The organism is Pseudoalteromonas sp. CO348 (assembly GCF_004208845.1).
GTDB classification, from domain to species: Bacteria; Pseudomonadota; Gammaproteobacteria; order Enterobacterales; family Alteromonadaceae; genus Pseudoalteromonas; species Pseudoalteromonas maricaloris.
The window spans coordinates 29,396-50,711 of sequence record NZ_SGPI01000016.1 but is presented as its reverse complement, the minus strand read 5'-3'; the positions used below and the strand labels follow the sequence as shown (position 1 = coordinate 50,711).

At 44.3% G+C, this 21,316-nt stretch carries 19 protein-coding genes; 4 read left to right on the top strand and 15 right to left on the bottom strand.

Translation table 11 applies throughout. The features are described from left to right. Nucleotides 1-13: 13 nt before the first annotated feature. The 8 genes from sucD to sdhC all read right to left on the bottom strand — a co-directional run bounded on the left by sucD (nt 14) and on the right by sdhC (nt 9,847). Nucleotides 14-886, bottom strand: a complete 873-nt coding sequence (gene sucD / locus EXT48_RS06830; RefSeq protein ID WP_099641555.1) for a succinate--CoA ligase subunit alpha — start codon at nt 884-886, stop codon at nt 14-16. Then, the gene (gene sucC, locus EXT48_RS06825) at nt 886-2,052 is read right to left on the bottom strand and encodes an ADP-forming succinate--CoA ligase subunit beta (protein WP_010371452.1); all 1,167 of its coding nucleotides are present in this window, start codon (nt 2,050-2,052) and stop codon (nt 886-888) included. Before sucC ends, sucD begins: the two co-directional genes overlap by 1 nt. 174 nt (nt 2,053-2,226) lie before the next feature. Next, nucleotides 2,227-3,720, bottom strand: coding sequence for a 2-oxoglutarate dehydrogenase complex dihydrolipoyllysine-residue succinyltransferase (gene odhB, locus EXT48_RS06820; protein ID WP_130163986.1), 1,494 nt, complete (start codon nt 3,718-3,720; stop codon nt 2,227-2,229). Nucleotides 3,721-3,730: 10 nt separating this feature from the next. Further along, on the bottom strand, nt 3,731-6,544 hold the full coding sequence (sucA, locus tag EXT48_RS06815) for a 2-oxoglutarate dehydrogenase E1 component (RefSeq protein WP_010371459.1): 2,814 nt from the start codon (nt 6,542-6,544) through the stop codon (nt 3,731-3,733). 84 nt (nt 6,545-6,628) lie between these two features. Continuing rightward, entirely contained in the window at nt 6,629-7,348 is a 720-nt protein-coding gene (locus tag EXT48_RS06810) for a succinate dehydrogenase iron-sulfur subunit (protein ID WP_010371461.1), read from the bottom strand. A 10-nt stretch (nt 7,349-7,358) separates the two neighbouring features. Continuing rightward, nucleotides 7,359-9,131, bottom strand: coding sequence for a succinate dehydrogenase flavoprotein subunit (gene sdhA / locus EXT48_RS06805; protein WP_010371464.1), 1,773 nt, complete (start codon nt 9,129-9,131; stop codon nt 7,359-7,361). Then, complete coding sequence (gene sdhD, locus EXT48_RS06800; RefSeq protein WP_010371467.1) at nt 9,132-9,479, bottom strand: succinate dehydrogenase, hydrophobic membrane anchor protein; 348 nt, start codon at nt 9,477-9,479, stop codon at nt 9,132-9,134. Beyond that, a complete protein-coding gene (sdhC, locus tag EXT48_RS06795; RefSeq protein ID WP_125252744.1) occupies nt 9,470-9,847 on the bottom strand; it encodes a succinate dehydrogenase, cytochrome b556 subunit in 378 nt (125 codons plus the stop codon). Before sdhC ends, sdhD begins: the two co-directional genes overlap by 10 nt. 416 nt (nt 9,848-10,263) lie before the next feature. Here sdhC and EXT48_RS06790 point away from each other — a divergent pair, with 416 nt between their 5' ends. The 3 genes from EXT48_RS06790 (at nt 10,264) to EXT48_RS06780 (ending at nt 13,276) form a co-directional block, all read left to right on the top strand. Further along, nucleotides 10,264-11,550: a citrate synthase gene (locus EXT48_RS06790; RefSeq protein ID WP_010371472.1), complete on the top strand. Its 1,287-nt coding sequence runs from the start codon at nt 10,264-10,266 to the stop codon at nt 11,548-11,550. A gap of 102 nt (nt 11,551-11,652) precedes the next feature. After that, nucleotides 11,653-12,864 carry an aminotransferase class V-fold PLP-dependent enzyme gene (locus EXT48_RS06785; protein WP_130163985.1) on the top strand — a complete coding sequence of 404 codons (1,212 nt, stop codon included), beginning with the start codon at nt 11,653-11,655 and terminating at the stop codon, nt 12,862-12,864. A 4-nt stretch (nt 12,865-12,868) separates the two neighbouring features. After that, complete coding sequence (locus EXT48_RS06780) at nt 12,869-13,276, top strand: SufE family protein (protein ID WP_045989060.1); 408 nt, start codon at nt 12,869-12,871, stop codon at nt 13,274-13,276. 29 nt (nt 13,277-13,305) lie between these two features. On the opposite strand, the gene tcdA is transcribed toward EXT48_RS06780, so the two are convergent. From tcdA to EXT48_RS06745, 7 genes are all read right to left on the bottom strand, one after another. Then, nucleotides 13,306-14,103 (bottom strand): tRNA cyclic N6-threonylcarbamoyladenosine(37) synthase TcdA, encoded by a 798-nt coding sequence (gene tcdA, locus EXT48_RS06775; RefSeq protein WP_017218707.1) that lies wholly within the window; start codon nt 14,101-14,103, stop codon nt 13,306-13,308. A 1-nt stretch (nt 14,104) separates the two neighbouring features. Next, the gene (locus EXT48_RS06770; RefSeq protein WP_130163984.1) at nt 14,105-14,770 is read right to left on the bottom strand and encodes a TIGR01621 family pseudouridine synthase; all 666 of its coding nucleotides are present in this window, start codon (nt 14,768-14,770) and stop codon (nt 14,105-14,107) included. Beyond that, entirely contained in the window at nt 14,757-15,518 is a 762-nt protein-coding gene (kdsB, locus tag EXT48_RS06765; protein ID WP_045989057.1) for a 3-deoxy-manno-octulosonate cytidylyltransferase, read from the bottom strand. The genes EXT48_RS06770 and kdsB overlap by 14 nt, the downstream gene beginning before the upstream one ends. After that, nucleotides 15,506-15,703: a Trm112 family protein gene (locus EXT48_RS06760; RefSeq protein WP_010371492.1), complete on the bottom strand. Its 198-nt coding sequence runs from the start codon at nt 15,701-15,703 to the stop codon at nt 15,506-15,508. The genes kdsB and EXT48_RS06760 overlap by 13 nt, the downstream gene beginning before the upstream one ends. Beyond that, nucleotides 15,693-16,676, bottom strand: a complete 984-nt coding sequence (lpxK, locus tag EXT48_RS06755) for a tetraacyldisaccharide 4'-kinase (protein WP_130163983.1) — start codon at nt 16,674-16,676, stop codon at nt 15,693-15,695. The genes EXT48_RS06760 and lpxK overlap by 11 nt, the downstream gene beginning before the upstream one ends. Next, on the bottom strand, nt 16,677-18,416 hold the full coding sequence (msbA, locus tag EXT48_RS06750; protein WP_130163982.1) for a lipid A export permease/ATP-binding protein MsbA: 1,740 nt from the start codon (nt 18,414-18,416) through the stop codon (nt 16,677-16,679). A 62-nt stretch (nt 18,417-18,478) separates the two neighbouring features. Further along, entirely contained in the window at nt 18,479-20,704 is a 2,226-nt protein-coding gene (locus EXT48_RS06745) for a DNA internalization-related competence protein ComEC/Rec2 (protein ID WP_240703360.1), read from the bottom strand. On the opposite strand from EXT48_RS06745, the gene EXT48_RS06740 reads away from it, so the two are divergent. Beyond that, on the top strand, nt 20,705-21,214 hold the full coding sequence (locus EXT48_RS06740; RefSeq protein ID WP_010371507.1) for a DUF2062 domain-containing protein: 510 nt from the start codon (nt 20,705-20,707) through the stop codon (nt 21,212-21,214). Nucleotides 21,215-21,316 lie beyond the last annotated feature (102 nt).

Sequence of the window (21,316 nt, the reverse complement as noted above, 5' to 3'; positions counted from 1 at the left end):
GTGTGGTATTAACTTACCAACCCGCTTTCTCTTTTAGTGCAGAACCGATTTCTGCAAGAGAGCGAACTGTTTTAACACCCGCTGCTTCAAGCGCTGCGAATTTCTCGTCAGCTGTACCTTTACCGCCTGCGATAATTGCACCAGCGTGACCCATACGCTTACCTGGAGGAGCTGTAACACCTGCGATGTAAGAAACAACAGGCTTAGTTACGTTGTGCTTGATGTACTCAGCCGCTTCTTCTTCAGCTGTACCGCCGATCTCACCGATCATGACGATAGCTTCAGTTTGCGGATCGTTTTGGAACATCTCTAGTACGTCGATGAAGTTAGTGCCTGGGATTGGGTCACCACCGATACCAACACAAGTAGATTGACCGAAGCCAGCGTCAGTTGTTTGCTTAACTGCTTCATAAGTCAAAGTACCAGAACGTGACACGATACCTACTTTACCAGGCATGTGGATGTGACCTGGCATGATACCGATCTTAGTTTCACCTGGAGTGATAACACCAGGACAGTTAGGACCAATCATGCGAACGCCAGTTTCTTCTAGCTTCACTTTAACATCAACCATGTCTAGTGTAGGGATGCCTTCAGTGATACATACGATTAGCTCGATACCTGCGTCGATCGCTTCAAGGATAGCGTCTTTACAGAAAGCAGCTGGTACGTAGATAACAGATGCAGTTGCACCAGTTGACTCTACCGCTTCACGTACTGTGTTAAATACAGGTAGACCTAGGTGAGTTGTGCCGCCTTTACCAGGAGAAACACCACCAACCATTTGCGTACCGTACTGGATAGCTTGCTCAGAGTGGAAAGTACCCTGACCACCAGTGAAACCTTGACAGATTACTTTAGTATCTTTGTTAATTAGTACAGACATTATTTGCCCTCCGCAGCAGCAACTACTTTCTCAGCAGCGTCAGTTAGTGACTCAGCTGCAATGATGTCAAGGCCAGAGTTAGCTAGTACTTCACGACCAGCTTCAGCGTTAGTACCTTCAAGACGTACAACTACTGGTACGTTTACGCCAACTTCTTTAACCGCACCGATAATACCTTCAGCGATCATGTCACAACGTACGATACCGCCGAAGATGTTAACTAGTACTGCTTTAACATTGTCATCAGAAAGGATGATCTTGAATGCTTCAGATACACGCTCTTTAGTCGCGCCGCCACCAACGTCTAGGAAGTTAGCTGGCTTGCCGCCGTGTAGGTTTACGATGTCCATAGTACCCATAGCAAGGCCTGCACCGTTAACCATACAACCAACGTTACCGTCTAGTGCTACGTAGTTAAGCTCAAAGCTTGCTGCGTGTGCTTCACGAGCGTCTTCTTGTGAAGGATCGTGGAATTCACGGATCTTAGGCTGGCGGAACAATGCATTGCCGTCTACACCGATTTTGCCGTCTAGGCAGTGTAGGTTACCAGCGTCTGTGATCACTAGAGGGTTGATTTCTAGTAGAGCAAAGTCGTGGTTGATAAACATTTGCGCTAGACCCATGAAGATCTTAGTGAATTGCTTAACTTGAGTTGGGTTCAAACCTAGTTTGAACGCTAGCTCACGACCTTGGTAAGCTTGAGGACCTACTAGTGGGTCGATCTCAGCTTTATGAATTAGCTCAGGCGTTTCTTCTGCAACTTGTTCAATTTCTACACCACCTTCGGTTGATGCCATGAACACGATTTTACGTGAACCACGGTCAACAACAGCACCTAGGTATAGTTCATTTGCAATATCAGTGCAGCTTTCTACTAAGATTTTAGCAACAGGCTGACCTTTCTCGTCTGTTTGGTAAGTAACTAGGTTTTTACCTAACCAGTTTTCAGCGAATGCGCGGATTTCGTCTTTGCTGTCTGCAAGTTTAACACCGCCAGCTTTACCACGGCCGCCAGCGTGTACTTGACACTTAACAACCCACTTGTCTCCACCGATTTTACCAGCAGCTTCAACTGCTTCTTGAGGTGTATCACAAGCAAAGCCTTCTGATACAGGTAAACCATATTCGGCAAAAAGTTGTTTTGCCTGATACTCATGCAAATTCATGATGCTTTATCCAATTTTTTATACTAAAAAAGCTGAATATTTATGCAAATAGTCAGCTATCCCAAATTGCGCACATAGTATAGATCCCAAGGCTTCTGATGAAAACCCCACTTAGACCAAAGGCGCAAAAAAAAAAGCTGTATGCGAGCATACAGCTTATTCTTTAAACAAATATTATACGTCTAGTAGTAGACGTGTTGGATCTTCAAGCAACTCTTTAATTGTTACTAGGAAACCAACTGACTCTTTACCATCGATTTGACGGTGGTCATAAGATAGTGCTAGGTACATCATAGGTAAAATTTCAACTTTACCGTTTACTGCCATAGGACGTTCTTGGATTTTGTGCATGCCCAAGATTGAAGACTGTGGCAAGTTGATGATAGGCGTAGATAGTAGTGAACCGAATACACCACCATTGGTAATAGTGAAGTTACCGCCAGTCATATCGTCAACAGTTAGTTTGCCATCACGACCTTTAATAGCCAATTCACGAATATTCTTCTCGATTTCAGCAACAGAAAGCTTATCGCAATCACGTAGTACTGGAGTCACTAGACCACGAGGTGTTGATACCGCGATGCTGATGTCAAAGTAGTTGTGGTAAACGATATCGTCACCGTCGATTGACGCGTTAACTTCAGGGAAACGCTTAAGTGCTTCAGTTACCGCTTTCACGTAGAAAGACATGAAACCTAAACGAATACCGTGGCGCTTCTCAAATACCTCTTGGTACTGCTTACGAAGATCCATGATTGGCTTCATGTTTACTTCGTTGAACGTTGTCAGCATTGCTGTTGAGTTCTTCGCTTCTAATAAGCGGTTAGCGATTGTCTTACGTAGACGAGTCATAGGTACACGTTTTTGAGTACGCTCACCTACCGGGGCAGCTGGTGCAGAAGCCGCAGGCTTAGACTCTGATTTTGCTGGTGCTTTAAGGAAAGCATCCACGTCTTCTTTAGTAATGCGGCCGCCTTTACCAGAACCTTTGATCTTGGCAGCATCAAGGCCTTTCTCTGCGATAAGACGACGAACAGATGGTGTTAGTACATCTGAGTTTTCGTCAGAAGCAGCAGCTGGTGCTTCTTCTTTCTTCGCACTTGATGATGCAGCTGGTGCGCCACCGGCAACGATTTTACCGATAACTTGATCACCTAGTACTGTCTCACCTTCAGCGTGGATGTGCTCACCCATCACACCGTCTTCAGGTGCAACAACTTCAAGAACCACTTTATCTGTTTCAATATCAACTAGATTCTGGTCGCGGCTAACCGCTTCACCTGGTTGAACGTGCCAAGTTGCGATAGTAGCGTCTGCTACTGACTCAGGAAGTACAGGTACTTTAATGTCCACTTCTTTACCTTCTGCTGCTGGCGCCGATTCTGACGCTGCTGATTTTTCATTTGATTGAGCAGGCGCTGCTGCTTCATCAGCAGCACCTAGTTGTGCAATAACTTGTTCGCCAAGAACGGTTGCGCCTTCCTCTTCAGAAATTGCAACGATAACACCATCTTCTGGCGCTACAACTTCTAAAACGACCTTATCCGTTTCGATGTCAACTAAGTTTTGATCACGAGTCACTTTATCACCAACGCTTACATGCCATGTAGCAACCGTTGCATCGGCAACAGACTCAGGAAGAACAGGAACCTTAATTTCGGTTGTCATCTCTTATTCCTTATTTCTTAATTGTTAAAGCGTCAGCAATTAACGCGTTTTGTTCTTTAGTATGTGTAGACATGTATCCACATGCTGGTGCAGCTGAAGCCTTACGGCCTGCATAAGTCAGATTTGCGCCAGCTGGGATAGCTTCCCAGAAATGATGCTGTGAACAGTACCAAGCACCTTGGTTTTGTGGCTCTTCTTGACACCAAACAAAATCTTTTACGTGCTGGTAGCGAGCCATGATCTCATCCATCTCTTTGTGAGGGAATGGATATAGCTGTTCAACACGAACGATAGCCACGTTGTTAAGCTCTTGCTTACGACGTTCTTGCAGTAGTTCGTAATAAACCTTACCGCTACAGAACACAACACGCTCAACGTTTTCAGGATTGATATCATCAATCTCATCGATCATATTATTGAATACGCCTTCGGATAGCTCTTCTAGGCTAGAAACAGCTAATGGATGACGTAAAAGCGACTTAGGCGTCATTACAATCAGAGGACGACGTAGCGGGCGCACCGATTGACGACGTAGCATTGCGTATACTTGCGCTGGTGTTGACGGCACACATACTTGCATATTGTGGTCAGCACAAAGCTGTAAATAACGCTCTAAACGCGAAGAACTGTGCTCTGGACCTTGACCTTCATAGCCATGAGGAAGAAGTAGTGTTAGACCACATAAACGACCCCACTTCTGCTCACCTGAACTTAGGAATTGGTCGAATACGACTTGAGCACCGTTGGCGAAGTCACCAAATTGCGCTTCCCACAGAACCAATGACGTTGGCTCTGCTGTCGCGTAACCATATTCGAATGCAAGTACCGCTTCTTCCGAAAGTACTGAATCGTACACTTCGAACAGGCCTTGGCCTTCACGAATGTTTTGCAGTGGAAGATAAGTAGACGCGTCTTTTTGGTTATGAACTACGGCATGACGGTGGAAGAATGTACCACGACCAGAATCCTGACCGGTAAGACGAATATCAGTGCCTTCATCAACCAAGGTCGCGTAAGCCAATGTCTCAGCCATACCCCAATCAAGCATTTTCTCGCCTTGCGCCATAAGTTTACGATCATCGTAAATCTTTTTAACGCGTGATTGTGCTTTATGAGCCTCTGGGTAGCTCGCAATCTTTTCGCCAAGCGCTTTGAGTTTATCTAGCGCAACCTTTGGTTCATACGGCGTGTCCCAATCGTGACCAACATACTTAGACCAATCTGATGAGTGTTTGGTTTCTTTTTGAATTTCTTCTACGACACAAACGCCTTTATCAAGACCATTTCGGTAATCGTCAGCAATTTGTTTCGCATCGTCTTCAGAAATCACACCTTCGCGCACAAGTTGATCAGCATACAATTGGCGAGGTACTGGGTGCTTTTTGATTTTCTGATACATCAGCGGTTGCGTTGCATTTGGCTCATCCGCTTCGTTGTGGCCGTGACGACGGTAACATACTAAGTCAATCACCACATCACGTTTAAACTTGTTACGGAAATCAAGTGCAACTTGTGTAACGAAAGCAACGGCTTCAGGATCATCTGCATTCACGTGGAAGATAGGTGCCTGAACCATTTTAGCGATATCAGTACAGTATTCAGTCGAACGAGTATCTTCGCGTTTTGACGTAGTGAAACCAACTTGGTTATTAACTACGATGCGGATCGAACCGCCAACGCCGTATGCACGTGTTTGCGATAAGTTAAACGTTTCTTGAACGACACCTTGACCTGCGATTGCAGAGTCACCGTGAATTGTGATTGGTAATGCTTTAGAACCACTTTGGCAATTCAAACGGTCAAGACGAGCACGTACCGAACCCATTACTACCGGGTTTACGATTTCAAGGTGAGATGGGTTAAATGCCAATGCCATATGAACATTGCCGCCCTTCGTACCAAAGTCAGAAGAGAAACCCATGTGGTATTTAACGTCACCAGAACCTGCGTGCTCGCCGTATTTACCAGCAAACTCGTCAAAGAGTTCTTGTGGGTTTTTACCCAATACATTCACTAGTACATTTAGACGACCACGGTGGGCCATACCAATTACGGCTTCTTGCTGACCGCTTTCACCAGCACGGTGAATAAGCTCTTTCAGCATAGGCACAAGTGAGTCACCGCCTTCTAGAGAGAAACGCTTAGCGCCTGGGAATTTTGCGCCCAAGTACTTTTCTAAGCCGTCTGCAGCAGTTAGACCTTTGTAGATTCTTAGTTTGGTTTCTTTGTCGAATTGTGGCTTCGAGAAGGACGATTCCAAACGCTGTTGTAACCAACGTTTTTCTTCGGTAGACGTGATGTGCATGTACTCAGCACCGATAGAGCCACAGTATGTCGCTTTAAGCGCAGCGTACAAGTCTTTGAGTTTCATTGTCTCTTTGCCACAAGCAAAAGAGCCAACGTTAAATTCTTTATCTAAGTCTGCATCGGTTAAATCATGAAAAGCAGGGTCAAGATCGCGAACACGTTCTCTATCCCAAATCCCTAAAGGATCTAGGTTTGCGTTCTGATGACCTCTGAAACGGAATGCATTAATTAACTGCAGAACTTTAACTTGCTTGGCATCAGCAGAACCCTCTGCGGAAACCACGACTTCTCTGTGTTTGTTTTTAGCAAGCTCCGCAAATTGCGCTCTTACTTCTGAATGTTTAGTGTCAACATCCACTCCATCAACTTTAGGTAGTTGATCAAACACCTCTCGCCACTCTTCTGGCACTGAAGCTGCATCATCTAGATACGCCTCATATAGATCTTCTACGTACGCAACGTTACCGCCGTACAAATGCGAAGATTCTAGCCATGCCTTCATCACACCTTCGTGCATCTATTAGCCCTTTTATCTAGCGCAGAAACTCAAACGAAAACAAGATGGCAAGCTTTTGCTTGCCATCTTAGCTAGTAGTATGTGTTATACCGAACGGTTTAACAACATTGATTTAATTTGTCCAATTGCCTTAGTTGGATTAAGGCCTTTTGGACATACGCTAACACAGTTCATAATACTGTGACAGCGGAATACGCTGAACGCATCATCAAGACCAGCAAGACGTTCTTCTGTCGCTGTATCGCGGCTATCAGCCAAGAAACGATAAGCATGTAGAAGACCCGCAGGACCGATGAACTTGTCTGGGTTCCACCAGAAAGAAGGACAAGACGTTGAACAACATGCACAAAGAATACATTCGTACAGGCCATCTAGCTTTTCACGTTCTTCAATTGACTGAAGACGTTCTTCACCACCAGTTGGCTTGTCGTTGATCAAGAATGGCTTAACCTTCTCGTATTGCGTATAGAACTGGCTCATGTCGATTACTAAGTCACGGATCACCGGAAGACCTGGTAATGGACGAATGACGATCTTGCCTTTACCACCGTTCTGCAAAGCAGAAATTGGAGTAATACATGCAAGACCATTTTTACCATTCATATTAATACCGTCAGAACCACATACCCCTTCACGGCATGAACGACGGAAAGATAAAGATGGATCTTGCTCTTTTAACTGCATAAGAGCATCTAACACCATCATGTCACGACCTTCCTCTACTTCTAGAGAATAGTCTTGCATGCGTGGTGCCGCATCTTCATCAGGATTATAACGATAAACAGATAATTCTAAAGTTGCCATCGCTTAGCTCCTAGTATGTACGTGCTTTCGGTGGGAATGCTTCACGAGTCTTAGGCGCGTAGTTAACTTCACGCTTACTCATAGACTCAGACTCTGGGTTGTAAATCGAGTGACACAACCAGTTTTCATCATCACGCTCTGGGTAGTCGAAGCGAGAGTGTGCACCACGGCTTTCCGTACGGAAGTTCGCAGCAACCGCTGTCGAGTACGCTGTTTCCATCAAGTTATCTAACTCTAGACACTCAATACGTTGCGTGTTGAATTCAGCAGACTTATCGTCAAGACGTGCGTACTGTAGACGCTCACGAATTTCTTTAAGTTCTTTAAGACCTTCAGCCATTGCGTCCCCTTCACGGAATACCGAGAAGTTAAGCTGCATACAACGTTGTAGATCTTTCTTGATTTGTACAGGATCTTCACCCTGACCTTTCGCAGAAGTTTCCCAACGGTTAGTACGCGCAAGTGCTGCGTCTACGTTATCGTTGCTTGCTTCTTTAGCGATTTCAGCATCTTTCAAGTAAGTACCAAGGAAGTTGCCCGCCGCACGACCGAATACGACAAGGTCAAGCAGTGAGTTACCACCTAGACGGTTTGCACCGTGTACAGATACACACGCAATCTCACCTACTGCAAATAGACCTTCAACGATCTTTTCGTTACCTTGACCGTCTACGTTTAGCACTTGACCGTTAACGTTAGTTGGTACACCACCCATCATATAGTGACAAGTTGGGATTACTGGAATTGGCTCTTCTGCTGGGTCTACGTGTGCGAATGTCTTCGCTAGATCACAAACGCCAGGAAGACGTAAGTTAAGTGTCTCAGCACCTAAGTGGTCAAGCTTCAGCTTGATGTGCGGACCCCAAGGACCATCACAACCACGACCTTCACGGATCTCAGTCATCATTGAACGTGCAACAACGTCACGTGACGCTAGGTCTTTCGCGTTTGGCGCATAACGCTCCATGAAGCGCTCGCCATCTTTATTTAGAAGGTAACCACCTTCACCACGACAACCTTCTGTTACTAGTACACCCGCACCTGCGATACCTGTCGGGTGGAACTGCCACATTTCCATGTCTTGCATTGAAATGCCAGCACGTACCGCCATACCAACGCCGTCACCCGTATTGATGTGCGCGTTCGTTGTTGATGCGAAAATACGACCCGCACCACCAGTTGCAAGGACAACTGCTTTTGATTTGAAATAAGTGATTTCACCTGACTCGATGTCGATTGCGGTGACACCCACTACATCGCCATTGTCATTTTTTACTAGGTCTAGTGCATACCACTCAGAGAAAACGTTTGTTTTGTTTTTAACGTTTTGCTGATATAAGCAGTGTAGCAACGCGTGGCCAGTACGGTCCGCTGCGGCTGCTGTACGTGCAGCTTGCTCGCCACCAAAGTTTTTCGACTGACCACCGAAAGGACGCTGATATACGCGACCGTTCTCAAAACGAGAGAAAGGTAGACCCATGTTCTCAAGTTCAGTGATAGCTTCTGGACCTGTTTTACACATGTACTCGATAGCGTCTTGGTCACCGATGTAATCAGAACCTTTAACCGTATCGTACATGTGCCATTCCCAGTTGTCCTCGTGAGAGTTACCTAGCGCAACGGTGATACCACCTTGTGCTGATACTGTATGAGAACGAGTTGGAAAAACTTTTGAAATAAGAGCACAAGTTTTGCCTGATTCCGAGATAGCAAGTGCCGCGCGCATACCCGCACCGCCTGCACCGACTACAACTGCGTCAAATTCACGTACGTTATATTTCACTTAAACACCCCACAGAACAAACAGACCAATAGCTACGTAAGCTAAAGCCATAAGGTTTAATACAAAGCCAAGAATAGTGCGAGTTGTTGAGTTCTTAACGTAGTCAGTTAGAACCTGCCACAAACCGATGCGTGTATGTACCATGATGCATACTAGTGTGATCATCGTTGCTGCTTTCACAGCTAAGTTTGAGAACAACCCTGACCAAGCTTCATAAGTCAGTTCAGGAGTAATTAGAAGATAGCCTACGATGAATACCGCGTAAGCTAGGATAATTAACGCAGTTGTACGTAGTGACACGTAGTCTTGTACGCCATCACGCTTTAGAGTCGCTTGATTTAAGACCATATCCATACTCCAGCCAAAATTGCTACGATAACCCAAAGTGCTAGTGCAATCTTCGCGCTATTGTTGCCTGATTCTAATTCTTCCCAATGTCCCATATCCTGGATCATGTGACGGATACCACCGATGATGTGGTAAGACAATACAGTTAGGGTGCCCCACGCGATGAATTTCGCGATAAAGCCAGACATCAGTTCTTTTACAAACTCGAAGCCTTCAGGAGAAGAAAGGGATTCAGACCAAGCCCAAATCACAAAGGTCAAAGCGAAGAAGAAAGCGACACCGGTGACACGGTGAAGAATCGACGCTTTAGCCGTTGGCGGCATAGATATAGTCGTAAGATCTAGATTTACAGGTCTTTGCTTTTTCACAGTTACTTGCCCATCTTTGCCCACAAAGGAGCTCATCTACTTGTTTTTATGAAACCCACCTACATATTGCAAATGTAGGTGGCACACTCTAGATAAACCAATTAGGACACCAAAAAGTTCACTCGAGTGTAAAAATTGATGTAAAAATAGGTTTACCCACAGACGATACGGTATAAAACCGTTGACAGTATATAAGGCTATGCGCCCTTTTACAATTCTTGTTTAGATAGAGACGCTTGCGAATTAGCGAATGGTCTAATATTTAATCGTCGTAGAATATTTATTATACATTTATGCATAAATCACAGAAAAATTGACTTTTGACCTAGGTTATAAGTTAGAATGATCTGAATTTGCTTAACATTAGTATCACAACATAACAATCAGAATATTGTTATTAAATAGGAGACAAATAGATGGCAGATAAAAAAGCCACAGTCCATATTGATGGTCACGATCCGATTGAGTTACCAATTTACGAAGGTACAGCTGGACAAGACGTAGTTGACGTTCGTTCTTTAGGTGCTCACGGCCTATTTACGTATGACCCAGGATTTATGTCGACTGCCTCTTGTGACTCGTCTATCACTTACATTGACGGTGCCAAAGGTGTACTGCTTCATCGCGGTTATCCAATTGAGCAACTTGCTGAAAATTCTAACTATATTGAACTTTGCTACCTACTATTAAACGGTGAATTACCAAGCGAAGAACAACTAGCTGAGTTCTCAGATGAGATCACTCGCAACACAATGATGCACGAGAAAATTGCTGCGTTTTTCCAAGGCTTCCGTGTCGATGCACACCCTATGGCAATGCTATGTGGTGTAGTTGGTGCGTTATCTTCGTTCTACCACTCAGATTTGGATATCTCTGATGAAGATCAGCGCATGCGTTGTGCAATCAAATTAGTAGCTAAGCTACCAACGATTGCTGCAATGGCGTACAAGTATAACGTTGGCCAACCGTTCGTATACCCACGTAACGACTTGAGCTACGCAGAAAACTTCCTTCACATGATGTTCTCTGTGCCAGCTGAAGACTATAACGTCAGCCCAGTGCTTGCTAAAGCAATGGATCGTATTTTCATGCTTCATGCAGATCACGAGCAAAACGCGTCAACTTCAACAGTTCGTCTTGCTGGTTCTTCAGGTGCAAACCCTTACGCATGTATCGCAGCAGGTATTGCATCACTTTGGGGCCCTGCACACGGTGGCGCAAACGAAGCATGTTTAACTATGCTTGAAGAAATCGGCTCTGTTGATCGTATTGACGAGTACGTTGCAAAAGCAAAAGACAAGAACGATCCGTTCCGTCTAATGGGCTTTGGTCACCGCGTTTATAAAAACTTTGACCCACGTGCGACGGTAATGCGTCAAACGTGTCACGAAGTGCTTAAAGAGCTAAACATTCAAGATCCACTGCTTGACGTAGCAATGAAACTTGAACAGATTGCCCTAGAAGACCCTTACTTCATTGAGAAGAAGCTATACCCGAATGTAGACTTCTATTCTGGTATCATTCTTAAAGCAATCGGTATTCCAACAAGCATGTTTACGGTTATCTTCGCGATGTCTCGTACTGTGGGTTGGATTTCACACTGGAACGAAATGCTTTCTCAGCCAGGACACAAAATTGGTCGTCCACGTCAGCTATACAAAGGCTACACGTCTCGCGACTACAAAACACAAAACGACAGATAATCTCGTTATTGTGTTTGAAAAGGCCGCTTAATGCGGCCTTTTTTGTTTTAATATCGCTGCGTATTCGTTAGAATCGCGCTGCTCAATTAACTCAGGTACGTTATGACTGACATCCAATCTCTGCGCAACGACTTTCCAATTTTGAACAAACAACTTGATGGACAGCCGCTTTGCTATCTTGACTCTGCTGCAACTGCGCAAAAACCGAACAAAGTCATTGATGTCATAAAAACTTTTTATCAAAATGAGAATTCAAACGTACATAGAGGTTTACACACGCTTAGTGAAAACGCCACTGTTCGCTACGAAAGTGCCCGAGAAACAATTGCCAATTTTTTAAATGTAGAAACACGAGAAATCGTATGGACCAGCGGCGCAACTGAATCACTCAACTTGTTGGCTCATGGCCTGAGCGCACGCTTCAATTCAGACAGCGTCATTGCTATCAGTCCCTTTGAACATCACGCTAACATAGTGCCTTGGCAAGAAGCTTGTCAACGTACAGGTGCAACTTTACTGGTGTTACCTATGTTAGACGGCGTCCTCGATGAGCAAGGCGCAATTGCGATGTTAAAGCAGCATAAACCTGATGTGTTAGCAATGGGCCATGTTTCAAACGCACTTGGGAATATTCATCCAATTGAGTCGCTCATTTCGGTTTGCAAGGCCCTAGGTACCATCACGGTTATCGACGGCGCACAGTCTTTACTGCATTTGAGACCTGATCTGAAGGCGCTGGATTGCGACTTTTATGTTTTTTCAGCTCATAAAGCGCTTGGACCAACAGGTGTCGGCGGACTTTATGGTAAATACCAGCAACTAAATGCGCTCCCCGTATACAAAACCGGCGGCGAAATGATAAAAGAAGTGAGCTTCGAGCGTTCCAGCTATAGAGAGGCACCTGGCAAGTTTGAGCCCGGCACTCCCAATATTTCTGGCGTTATCGGATTTGCCGCAGCGATAGATTATATAAACGAGATTGATCCCAGTGCACTTCAACGTTATGAGCAAGCGCTCTACCACTCCCTTTTAGCAAAGCTAAGACAGATTGAAGGCATCACGGTTTATGGCGATACACAAAACAATGTTGGCGTCGTCAGTTTTAACTATAAAAGCGAGCACCACTACGATCTTGCCACACTACTCAATACATACGGCGTAGCAGTCAGAAGCGGACACCATTGTACTCAGCCGCTAATGAAAATGCTCAAGGTTAATGGAACAGTACGTGCAAGTTTGGCTTTTTATAATAACCAAGACGATATTGAGCATTTTATTAACGCATTAAATGCCACAATCGAATTACTAGATTAGACTTATGAATATCGAACATATCACAAAAAAATTATCTGAAAGTCATGGCTGGCAAGCCAAGTATCGTGAAATTATGCTGCTAGGTAAACAACTTCCTGAGCTTCCTGATGCCCTGAAAGTCGAATCAGCGTTAGTGTCAGGCTGTGATAGTAAAGTTTGGCTCTATCTGGACTTAGATGAAAGCGCGCAACAACTCGTACTTATTGCCGACTCAGATACGCGTATTGTCAAAGGATTACTTGCAATCATAATTGCAGCGTACGCAGGTAAAACGCCAGAGCAAGCAAGCCAGTTTAATGCTTATGAACTGTTTGAGTCGCTTGGATTAATTGCTCACCTAAGCCCATCTAGAGGTAATGGTATACGTGCGATTGTTGAACAGATCCAAGTGAAGGCAGAGATATTAAAATAACGTGATATAAGGTGCTCAAACGAGCACACTTATTCGCTGCTTTTGCTTTGTTTATCTAGGTACTTACGTATTGCTTTGGACGCCGCAAAAAAACCAAAGCTCCCAGTTACCATAGTAGCAGAGCCAAACCCGGTCGCGCAGTCCATATTTTTCCCACCTTCAGCTTGTTGCTTTGCTTTGCACACAGTGCCATCGGTACTTGGGTAAACGAGCTGCTCTGTAGAGTACACACAATCGACGCCAAATTTACGTTTTGGATTATCGCTAAAGTTATATTGTTTTCTGAGAATATAACGTACTTTTGCCAACAGCGGATCATGGGTCGTCTTTGCCACATCCCCATACTGGATCTGGCTCGGATCGGTTTGACCGCCTGCACCACCTGTAGTGATCACCGGTATTTTATTGCGCTTACAATGCGCGATTAGCGCCGCTTTCTCTTTAACCGCGTCGATACAGTCGATAACATAATCAAAGCCTTGAATGTAGTTTCTAATGTTATCTAACATCAGAAAATCATCGATCAGGGTAACTTCACAATCAGGGTTAATCGCAAGACAGCGATCTCGCATTGCCTCAATCTTTTGCATCCCGATACTTTCGCTATGAGCATGTAACTGACGGTTAATGTTGGTTACACAAATATCGTCCATATCGATAAGCGTTATTTTACCTATACCCGTTCTCACTAGCGCTTCTACAGCCCAACTGCCAACGCCACCAATACCAATGACACAAAAGTGTGCTTTACTTAATGCTTCTAACTCGGCGTTACCGTATAACCGACCAATGCCGCCAAATCTTAGTTCTCTATTCGAATCAGTCATGTTACCACTCTAATTGACTTGGATTTTGCCAACTTGCAAAGATTTCATGTGCCAATAAATGGCCAAATGCACCATCATCTTCAGGCGCCGCTTGATAGTGTTGATGGTTACCTTGCCACTCAAATTCAAGGCAAAATGCGTGAAGATACGTTCTATCTGCAGGCTCTCCACTATAGGCTAAATCACCTAAAATTGGCGCACCGATGCTTTTTAGTGCCACCCGAATTTGGTGTGTTTTACCGCTAAACGGTTTAACGATACATGCGCGTAGGTTGGTCGCAACAGAGCATGAATAAAATCGAGTCACCGCAGGATTTAGCTTAGTTTTAACCAGTTTATAGGTGCCTCTACGCGACTTAGCCATATCACCTTTTATCCAGCCTTGCTTTTTCTTCGGTTTAGCACTAACTAACGCCAGGTAAAATTTGTCTATTTTCCGAGCGGAAAACAAGCTAGTCAGCTGCTTTGCAGCCTCGCTAGACTTCGCTAAAAGGATGAGTCCCGATGTGACTTTATCGAGGCGGTGAACTGGAAATAAGGGATAGCCTAGTTGATCCGTCAGTAAGGCAACAAAACCTGCACCGTCCTCACTATGGAAGCTCATACCTTGTGGTTTGTATGCAACCACATAGTCTACCTCGTCCGCAATGAGCTTAAACTTTTCCATTCAGTATCTCTTGAACCCGTGCCAAATCTTCGGGAGTATCCACTCCAGCATGCACCGGCTTAGCCGCTTTAGCGACCTTAATTTTGTATCCATGATACAGCACGCGTAGCTGCTCAAGCGACTCTTGCACCTCTAGCGGTGAAACACTTAGCGATAAATAGGTTTGAATAAAGCCCGCACGATAGGCATATATGCCAACATGACGTTTAAAATGGCTCACTGGAATGCTATTTTTGTCGAGCGTTAACATACTGTCACGCTGAAACGGAATAGACGAGCGAGAGAAATACAGTGCGTTGTCTTGAATATCAGACACCACTTTTACGGCATTCGGATTCAACACCTCTTCTACATCTTCCACATCAACGCACAAAGTCGCCATCGGTGCATCAGAATGATGCAGTAGTGCTGCCACTTGTGCGATGTTATCAGGCTCTAGCAGTGGCTCATCACCTTGTACGTTGACCACCAAGGTTTGTTCGTTCAGCCCCAGTTGTTCAACAACTTCGGCGAGTCGCTCAGTACCAGATTGATGATCTTCACGCGTCATGAGCACATTATCAGTGAAGTGTTGCGCTGCCTCAAATACCGCACTGTGATCGGTAGCAATATAAACCGCTGCAGCGCCAGATTGAATAGCCTGTTCGTAAACACGCTGGATCATTGGTTTGCCGCCGATATCAGCAAGCGGTTTACCAGGCAGCCGGCTTGAAGCATAACGCGCAGGAATGACGACTACGAATTCCACTGCTCAACCTCATCACTGCTCAGCTCGCGCGCTTCGTTTTCCAATAACACAGGAATATCATCTTTAATTGGATACGCAAGCTTGGCTGCTGTGCTGATCAGCTCTTTGTTTTCTTTGTCATATCTTAATTTGCCTTTACATACTGGGCAGGCAATTATTTCTAGTAATTTGGTATCAAAGGCCATGATAAATCTCTTTCTTTTTAAGTAAATTTAATACCGCTTTTTCAAGCGCTGATGTAGGTTTGGCATCTACTTTGAGGTAATACCAATTATCTTTTGCAAATGTGCGACACTTTACCGCATCTTTCTCTGTCATAAAAATAGCGCCGTTTTCAATTTGCGAGAAGTCGGACGCGTGGTATGGATGATGGTCCGCAAAATGTAGACTTTCACTCAGAACAATCCCTCTATCTCGTAGCGTATTTTCAAATCGCGCCGGATTGCCGATAGCACAGACTGAAGCACCGACCATTTCTATGTTGGATGCTGGACTATCATCTGTCACACGAAAAAAACCAACCGCCTCTAATGTGTAAGAATAACTCTCGCATCCACCATTATATACGGCAAGATCGACACTCTGGATACGCTTAGGTAATTCCCTAAGCGGCCCTGCTGGCATCCACAAGCCATTCCCAAAGCGTCGCTCAGCATCAACAATACAGAACTCAATATCTCGTGCCAATTTATAGTGCTGTAGTCCGTCGTCGCTGACGATGATGTTTACATCGCTATTACCTAATAATTTTTCAATACTGGCTTGTCTATCAGCACCAATCATCACTGGGCATTTCAGTCGTTTGGCGAGTAAACAAGGTTCATCACCGCCCTCTTCCGTTGAAGTCGCTGCAGTGACCAAAAACGGGGTTGAGCTAGGTTTTGCACCGTAGCCTCGACTGATCACACCAACCTTAAAACCAAGCTTTTCAAGAAAAGGGACTAACCAAAGCACAAATGGCGTTTTGCCATTACCGCCCACACTGATGTTACCGACAATAATAACCGGAACAGGCGAGCGGTACGCGGGGCGAAAACCGAGTTGATAAAGCCCCTTTCTCACCGAGCTAATAAGTCCAAATAACAGGCTTAGTGGAAGCAATAATAGTGTTAGTAGTCCCGGTTTTTTATACCAACTTTGCTCTATTTTTGATGCCATTTATTGCTCACCAAACTGCATTTTGCAAAGTGCATGATAAACCCCTTCCTGCGCGACCAATTCAGCATGCTTGCCTTGTTCGATGATCTTGCCTTTATCTAGCACATAGATGCAGTCACAACGCTCGATTGTCGATAACCGATGGGCAATTACTATGGTTGTTTTATCAGCCATCAGCTCTTCCAACGCTTGTTGGATCAAACGCTCAGATTCTGTGTCCAACGCTGATGTGGCTTCATCTAAAATAAGGATAGGTGCATCTTTTACAATAGCACGCGCGATGGCGATACGTTGTCGTTGTCCGCCAGAAAGCATTACGCCATTTTCACCAACAAGGGTATTTAGGCCCTCAGGAAGATCTTTAACAAATTCCCAGACGTGGGCTTGTTTTACGACTTTTTCTAAGGCTTCTTGCGATAAAGGTTGCTTTAACGAGTACATAATATTGTTTGCAATGGTGTCATTAAACAACACCACTTGCTGCGACACGATGGAAAACTGCGCGCGTAGATCAGCAAGCTGGTAATCATTTATGTTCGTGCCGTCTAACTCAATACTGCCCGCTTCAATATCATAGTAACGCGGTAATAGATTAGAAATCGTTGATTTTCCTGAGCCACTTCTACCAACCAACGCAATACTCTGCCCTGCTTTGATTTCAAGGTTTAATGACTCAATCACCGGATCGCTTTTAGATGGATAAGTAAAGGTTAAGTCTTTGACTTGTAGGTTACCTTGAGCACGAGATAAGGACTGAGTGCCAGTGTCCTTTTCTTTTTCAAGATCAATCACCGCAAACACACTTTTCGCCGCAGAGATCCCGCGTTGCAGGTCACTATTTACATTGGCAAGTTGTTTTAAAGGACGCAGCATCATCATCATAGAGGTGATCAAAGTGACAAAGGTGCCCGATGAAATTTTATCTACCATGGAAGGCATCGCGACAATCGCGAGTATCACTGCCATTGCGCTCGCCGCTATGATTTGGATGATAGACACGCTCAGCGCTTTAGTCGCATCCATTTTTACGCGCTGCTGACGGTTATGATTATTAACTTTAGCAAAGTGAGAGATGGTTTTTTCTTGGCCACCAAAACCATGGATGACTTTATGACCCGCCATCATTTGCTCAGAACTTTTCGTCACTTCTCCCATCGCATCTTGAATATTCTTGGAGATTTTCTTAAAACGCTTAGACACCACAGTGACTATCACTGCCACAATTGGGACCACAACTAAGAAAATAAGCGATAGCTGCCAGCTTGCATAAAACATCGTAATAAGTAGGAAAAATACAAATGCACCTTCACGGATCAGCACTTGAAGCGCCTTAGTGACGGCTTGCTGTACCTGCTCTGTATCAAAAGTGATTTTTGATATCAATTCACCATTAGAATGTTGATCATGAAACGACACTGGTAGATACAACATATGTTCAAATAGTTGCTGTCGCAACGCACGCACAACCTGAGACCCAACATAAGACAAGCAATACGATGCCATATAGTTAAAGATACCGCGTCCAATAACTAACGCGATGACAACAAAGGGAGCCAGTTTTAGTACATCGCGATTGCCTGCAGTGAGGCCCTCATCGATAAACGGATCCATTAGCGCAACGAACGAAGCGTCCATCGCAGCGTACCCTATCATGCCAATTACTGAAAATATGGCAGCGAGTTTAAAGTCTTTTACATAGCTAAATAATCTAGCGTAAATCTGCTTGTCGGTTGGTTGCATTGCCAGCCTCTACTTTTCTATATGGCATTATTGTAACTTTCAAATCGTTAAAACTGAATGGATTATCTGAGAAACCAGTAATTTTCCACTTCCCGAGCTCGTTCAACTGTAATTTCTTGAGCAAAAATTGAGATCTTTATATGGCCATCTAAGGCGGTATCCAATAGCGTGCTCCCTACTCTTTGGTATCTTTCAATCACTTTCTCATTGGGAATTTTCCAAGGCGAATAAAAGGCACGAGAAAATATCGCAATATCTGGGTCAACCGCTTGAATAAACTGCTCGCTCGAAGAGCTGCCACTACCATGGTGTGGAACCAGTAATATATCGGCTTTGAGTGCTTCTTTTTCGAGGTTAAGTAACTTAGTTTCAGTGACTTTCTCGATATCTCCTGGTAATAAAAGCGTAAACTGCCCATCAGAGATACTAACTACACAAGAGTTATTGTTGTCATTGTTCGACATTTCTTGAGGCCAGATCACGGATATGTCTAGCCCTTGAAATTGATGTGTTCCAAGCACACAGCTATCAGCAGCACTTGCGGGGTGAAAACGCTGTAACGATTTCCCGCCATCAAAGGCAATGAGATCGTCAACGCCACCATTATGGTCACCATCGTTATGACTAATGATGGTATCTTGTAGCGTAATTCGATTATTCAAAAGATAGGGTTTGATCACAAACTCAAACATCGAAAAATAGCCAAAATACTTAGCCCCCACATCATAGAGCAGCCCTTTGTTATTACGAGAAACTAACACAGCGGTTCCGTGACCGACGTCAAAAACATCGACTTGCCATAGCGGAGAGGCTCGAAACAAATACTGAACGAGGAAAATTATTATCGGTAATAAACCAAAATAATTTCTGAATAAAAACAGCAGCGAAGCACTTAAGTAGCTGGTTATGAGAAACATGTACGAAACGCTGGGTATATCTACCCAAGTTAGTGGAGCGCTTTGCAACAGCTCAAACAGAACCACTAACCCACTATCAACTAGATGAAGTGGAAGTTGCCAACCAATAGCGTGCAACGCAGTAACATGAAGCAGTAGTAGCGGAAATACCACAACAGAAATCAACGGGATCACTATAGTATTCGCAACCAATGAAATGATGCTCGCACCAGAAAAGAAATACAGGTTGAGTGGCAAAAGACAGATAAATAACGCAAGCTGCAACTTAATTAACGCAAGCAGTTTCGCACCTAAACCTCGGCCAACTTTTGTCACTAACGTTACGATAATAGCTACAGCAAAAAAGGAATAATATAAACCTGGATTGAGTAGTGAAAACGGGTCTACCACTAAGACGATTGTCAACGCAGCCGTTAACACCTGAAGTGCTTTAAGGCGCACGGCAAAGAGGTAACATGCAACCCATACCATTGCCATGATCACAGCTCGAGTCGCCGATACACTGTAGCCGCAGAGAATGACGTACCCAAAACACAAGAGTAACGCAAAAACTAAACACCACTGATGCAAGTTGGCTGCTTGGGAGATTATTACCGGCGTACAATGCAGCACGACTTTTATCAGCAAAAACGCGATGGCAAATACCATTCCGATATGAAGCCCTGAAATCGCTAACAAATGGCTCAAACCAAGACTTCTAAATTGTGTTTTGTTTTCGAAGTCGACTTTGCTTGTATCGCCAGTTAATAAAATATAATACAGCCAAGCATAGCTGAGCCCGTTGAGCTTTTTATCTATGAATAAGCGGTAATTATCTCGCCACGTAGTGTCCTTCACTAGCAAATTGATTGTTTTGATACTGCCCTTGAAATACATATGCTTTCTAAACGCGTGCAATTCAGCGTTAAAAAGTCCGATATTAACTCGGCTACGATAACGTTTAAGTTTTGCCGTAAATTCAATGTGGTCACCGACACGCAACATAGGCGTTGATGAATCACGATAAAGCTTTGCATTTACAGTACGCCAACGCGCAAACTGGTAGCCTTCGACTTGCTCTAGCTGTACCTTTAACGCTTCACCAATCACAGAATTATCAACCTCAATAACTTTACCCGAAGCAGTAACAAGCTGCGATTGCCAAATTTCTGGTATTTTTAGCTGATAAAAAACAAAGTAATGACTAAGAACAATGGAAATCCCTAAAATAAATCCTGCCAATATAGGACAAAAAAGCTTAGAATAGCGGCCCATGAAGTAGAGGAATATGCTTATTGCGGCTAATCGCCAATTGTCGAGAAGAAATACCGCACTGAAGCAACCCAGAATTATTCCAAAACATATCAGAATCCAAGTAGATGGCAGCTGCAAATGGCGAAAAAAACGATTCAACGCTTTTTACCTGATCATAATAAAATCAAACAACAGAAATCATTAAAAATCTTTGGTAAGTTACTGCATGATGCCAACCTCTGGCATTTAAACCGGCGCTCAGCACGTGGCGCATTCTCGGTGGGGCTATTTTTCGCATTCATCCCTGTTCCTTTTCAAATGGTATTGGCAGCAGCACTTGCGATTCCATTTCGCGTCAACTTGCCTTTGTCTATTGCTCTCGTGTGGATCACCAATCCACTCACGATGCCGCCGATATTTTATTGCTCATACTTAGTCGGTGTATTTGCCCTTGGCCAAGAACAACAGCCATTCCATTTTGAGGCGAGTTGGGAATGGCTTGCACAAAGCCTAACAACGATTGGGCCTGCATTTATCGTCGGCTCTTTGATCTGCGCAACACTTGCCGCTATTATCGGCTTTTTCGGTATCGATTACCTATGGCGACGCTCAGTGAATAAAGCGTGGCAGAGCCGCGGCCAAGGCTAATACCAGTATAGTTAAGATTTTACCGGTTGAATTAAATATCGAATTGAATTTGCTAATATTTCTTTTCAAACACAAAAAAAGCCCTTCTGGGCTTTTTTAACG

What these genes read in the sequence shown, in the direction of transcription:
- lpxK (WP_130163983.1), bottom strand. Translation starts at nt 16,676, where the DNA reads ATGGCATCAAAAATAGAGCAAAGTTGGTATAAAAAACCGGGACTACTA.
- tcdA (WP_017218707.1), bottom strand. Translation starts at nt 14,103, where the DNA reads ATGACTGATTCGAATAGAGAACTAAGATTTGGCGGCATTGGTCGGTTA.
- EXT48_RS06790 (WP_010371472.1), top strand. Translation starts at nt 10,264, where the DNA reads ATGGCAGATAAAAAAGCCACAGTCCATATTGATGGTCACGATCCGATT.
- EXT48_RS06780 (WP_045989060.1), top strand. Translation starts at nt 12,869, where the DNA reads ATGAATATCGAACATATCACAAAAAAATTATCTGAAAGTCATGGCTGG.
- sucD (WP_099641555.1), bottom strand. Translation starts at nt 886, where the DNA reads ATGTCTGTACTAATTAACAAAGATACTAAAGTAATCTGTCAAGGTTTC.
- msbA (WP_130163982.1), bottom strand. Translation starts at nt 18,416, where the DNA reads ATGCAACCAACCGACAAGCAGATTTACGCTAGATTATTTAGCTATGTA.
- sucA (WP_010371459.1), bottom strand. Translation starts at nt 6,544, where the DNA reads ATGCACGAAGGTGTGATGAAGGCATGGCTAGAATCTTCGCATTTGTAC.
- EXT48_RS06785 (WP_130163985.1), top strand. Translation starts at nt 11,653, where the DNA reads ATGACTGACATCCAATCTCTGCGCAACGACTTTCCAATTTTGAACAAA.
- sucC (WP_010371452.1), bottom strand. Translation starts at nt 2,052, where the DNA reads ATGAATTTGCATGAGTATCAGGCAAAACAACTTTTTGCCGAATATGGT.
- EXT48_RS06760 (WP_010371492.1), bottom strand. Translation starts at nt 15,703, where the DNA reads ATGGCCTTTGATACCAAATTACTAGAAATAATTGCCTGCCCAGTATGT.
- odhB (WP_130163986.1), bottom strand. Translation starts at nt 3,720, where the DNA reads ATGACAACCGAAATTAAGGTTCCTGTTCTTCCTGAGTCTGTTGCCGAT.
- EXT48_RS06770 (WP_130163984.1), bottom strand. Translation starts at nt 14,770, where the DNA reads ATGGAAAAGTTTAAGCTCATTGCGGACGAGGTAGACTATGTGGTTGCA.
- sdhD (WP_010371467.1), bottom strand. Translation starts at nt 9,479, where the DNA reads ATGGTCTTAAATCAAGCGACTCTAAAGCGTGATGGCGTACAAGACTAC.
- EXT48_RS06740 (WP_010371507.1), top strand. Translation starts at nt 20,705, where the DNA reads ATGGCGAAAAAAACGATTCAACGCTTTTTACCTGATCATAATAAAATC.
- EXT48_RS06810 (WP_010371461.1), bottom strand. Translation starts at nt 7,348, where the DNA reads ATGGCAACTTTAGAATTATCTGTTTATCGTTATAATCCTGATGAAGAT.